Here is a 2,375-nt window from a genome sequence, read left to right as displayed (position 1 = left end):
AATGATTTTTCGCTACCGCAAGCAATTTAGTAGGTCCTGAGCCTAATCAGCATCCGCAAACCGGTTGAAATTCCGCCATCAGGTTCGCATCTCCACAACAAGCCCGCGCTTAGAATAAAATGACGCGACACAAGGCCTGGTGATCCAACAACCTCAAAATCTCTAACTCCTCCTTGGGCATTTCTTTACACCCGCAGGCTTCACTCACAATCTCCGGCTCTCTGCCGCAGGAACGGAAAGCCGCTGCCGCTGACCGTTCACCCCATAAGTGCCGCCACCCGAGCGGATCTGCTCCAGATCACACAGCCTTCGGCGGGCCGCGCTCAGCCCCTGTCCACAGGCAGCGAGCAGGCGTATCAGCTCACGCGCGCGGGCAAGAATCACCGGGTCCGGCGGCTGAGGACAAAGCCCGATCTGTTCGGTCAGATCAGGCAGCAGGGTCTCAAGTGCCTCAAACCGGCCCTCCAGAGCGGCATTGCGCAGATCTTCCAGCGTCGTCAGAAGCGCCTCATTTTGAAGCATTTTCTCGCCCCTGCAATGCAGTGAAGATGTGCTGTGCAAGGCCGACCCCCCCACGTCGGCTGATTGCTGCAGCATGTGCCTCTCGCATAAAAGAACTGAACTGCTCTTCCCCGATCCCGCCGCCAAAACTCTCTGCCGGTTTCACCGAGCCGCTGTGACGCAGCATTTCAGAGAGAAACTGGCTCTCAAGTTGCTGAGCCCGCTCGCGCAACTGAACCTCCCGACTGGCGGTGGGACCGTTGCTCACGGATTGTATCGAAATCATCGCTGCCTCCTGATCCACCACCTCCGTTTTGCCAGAAGCTCGTAAACAATCAGTAAGCTCTCTGTGCCAAATTCAGGATATCCCCGACGCGAGGGCAGTAGCATGACGATCCTTCATCACCTTCACTCTGCAGCGGTCTCCCTGCCAGCCGCACGCTCTTTCCCCACCGCTCCGGGCGGTGCAGAATTTCTTAATCTCTTCGACAGTATGCCATCGTTACCCACGCAGGACGGCTCGGAAGAGCCAACTTCCCAACCCAATCCGGACAGCCCGGCCCAGGAGGACCCCAGTGAGCAGCGGGAAAAGGAGCAGGCTGCCAGCCAGGAGGTCAGCGCACCGGAATATGGCAGCCCCGTGCTAAACCCATCGCAGCCCTCCCCTGTCCCCTGGCTTGTGACGACGGCAACCAGCATTGACGGCAAAAGTCCGGAGCGCGACTTCCCTTCCCTTGTGACACGCACTGGCGTCGTTGAAATCACTACAGATACCGCGCCCGGGGCTGCAAAGCCCGGCTCCGCAACCCTCTTTCCTGCTGACGATATGCCCGGCGAAATACCCCATTCTGCAATTGGTTCTGCCCGAATTTCGAATGCCGCCGGGCATCCGCCCAAGGCGCTTAATCATGCAATAGCCTTTGATGAATACGGCCCGCCTGGCACAGGGGAAAAGACGGGTGCCGACAACACCGCCCTGTCCGGGGCGCTCAATATCCCCACTCATTCAAGTGGAAATACCCTGAGGACCGAGGGCGATTTCCCGACCTTCAGGCCGATATCTTCCGGTCAGCCTGCTATCTTCGCCCCGTCAATGGTGACGGCCCAGCCGGTTCAACTTCTCGCGATGGCTCATCCGATGCAAAGCGATCCTGCAGCTCTGTCGCTCCCTGAAGACATGGCAGCTGATGCCCAGGTCACGCCAGAGACCCATGGCGATCAAAAAGCGATTCCCAACCCCTCGGCGCAGGGTCACAAGCCCCCCTCCTCTGCCTTCGGGGAGGGCAGCCCCGGACAGCGTCACCTCCCCGACAAGGCGGCTGAGGCGACTACGAATACCTTGAGCATCCGCGCCGTGAACACAGCCATCCCTCAGATCGCGATCAGCTCTCCACAGTGGCAGGGTGCTCAACCGGGCGATGAGGCTGCGCAGCTACTTTCAGGGCAATCCTTCACCTCTTACTCTTCCGACCCCCTTGAGGGTCGCGCCGATGCCCAGCCGCCGCCTTTGAAAGCCGACCTGGTTACGCCGCCGGCAGGGGCTGGTCCACAAGTGGCCAAACCGCCCCCGGGCCTTCCGGATCAAGTCCTGACTGCTCTGCGAAAACTGGAGAATGACGCGATTGAATTACAACTCGATCCTCCCGAGCTGGGAGGAGTGCGAATCGTCATCAGAACTGACGGTGAACTGGCGCATGTCCGCCTCGCTGCAGACCGCCCGGAAACCATGGATCTGCTTCGCCGCAGCCGAAGTGATCTCGAAGAGGGCCTGAACGGGCAGGGTTTCAGCCAGGTCAGCTTCAGTTTTGACCGGACCGGCAATGGCGGGAATGGGCCTAGGCTGTGTGGAAACTCTCGCGTGTGAGGGCACCTGG

At 59.8% G+C, this 2,375-nt stretch carries 3 protein-coding genes; 1 reads left to right on the top strand and 2 read right to left on the bottom strand.

Features of this window, described 5'->3' with window-relative positions:
* Window positions 1–204: 204 nt before the first annotated feature.
* Window positions 205–522 (bottom strand): hypothetical protein, encoded by a 318-nt coding sequence (locus tag EG244_RS20025; protein WP_124966906.1) that lies wholly within the window; start codon window positions 520–522, stop codon window positions 205–207.
* Window positions 509–787, bottom strand: a complete 279-nt coding sequence (locus EG244_RS20020; protein WP_124966905.1) for a rod-binding protein — start codon at window positions 785–787, stop codon at window positions 509–511. The genes EG244_RS20025 and EG244_RS20020 overlap by 14 nt, the downstream gene beginning before the upstream one ends.
* A gap of 102 nt (window positions 788–889) precedes the next feature.
* Between EG244_RS20020 and EG244_RS20015 the strand changes: the two genes are divergently transcribed.
* On the top strand, window positions 890–2,365 hold the full coding sequence (locus EG244_RS20015) for a flagellar hook-length control protein FliK (RefSeq protein WP_124966904.1): 1,476 nt from the start codon (window positions 890–892) through the stop codon (window positions 2,363–2,365).
* The last annotated feature ends 10 nt before the right edge of the window (window positions 2,366–2,375 follow it).

The sequence above is a fragment of the Falsigemmobacter faecalis genome (assembly GCF_003863335.1).
Taxonomy (GTDB): Bacteria; Pseudomonadota; Alphaproteobacteria; order Rhodobacterales; family Rhodobacteraceae; genus Wagnerdoeblera; species Wagnerdoeblera faecalis.
This window is presented reverse-complemented; position numbering and strand designations above follow the sequence as displayed.

Bases quoted from the DNA above. Each gene is read 5' to 3' on its own strand.
- EG244_RS20025 (WP_124966906.1), bottom strand. From the start codon at position 522: ATGCTTCAAAATGAGGCGCTTCTGACGACGCTGGAAGATCTGCGCAAT.
- EG244_RS20020 (WP_124966905.1), bottom strand. From the start codon at position 787: ATGATTTCGATACAATCCGTGAGCAACGGTCCCACCGCCAGTCGGGAG.
- EG244_RS20015 (WP_124966904.1), top strand. From the start codon at position 890: ATGACGATCCTTCATCACCTTCACTCTGCAGCGGTCTCCCTGCCAGCC.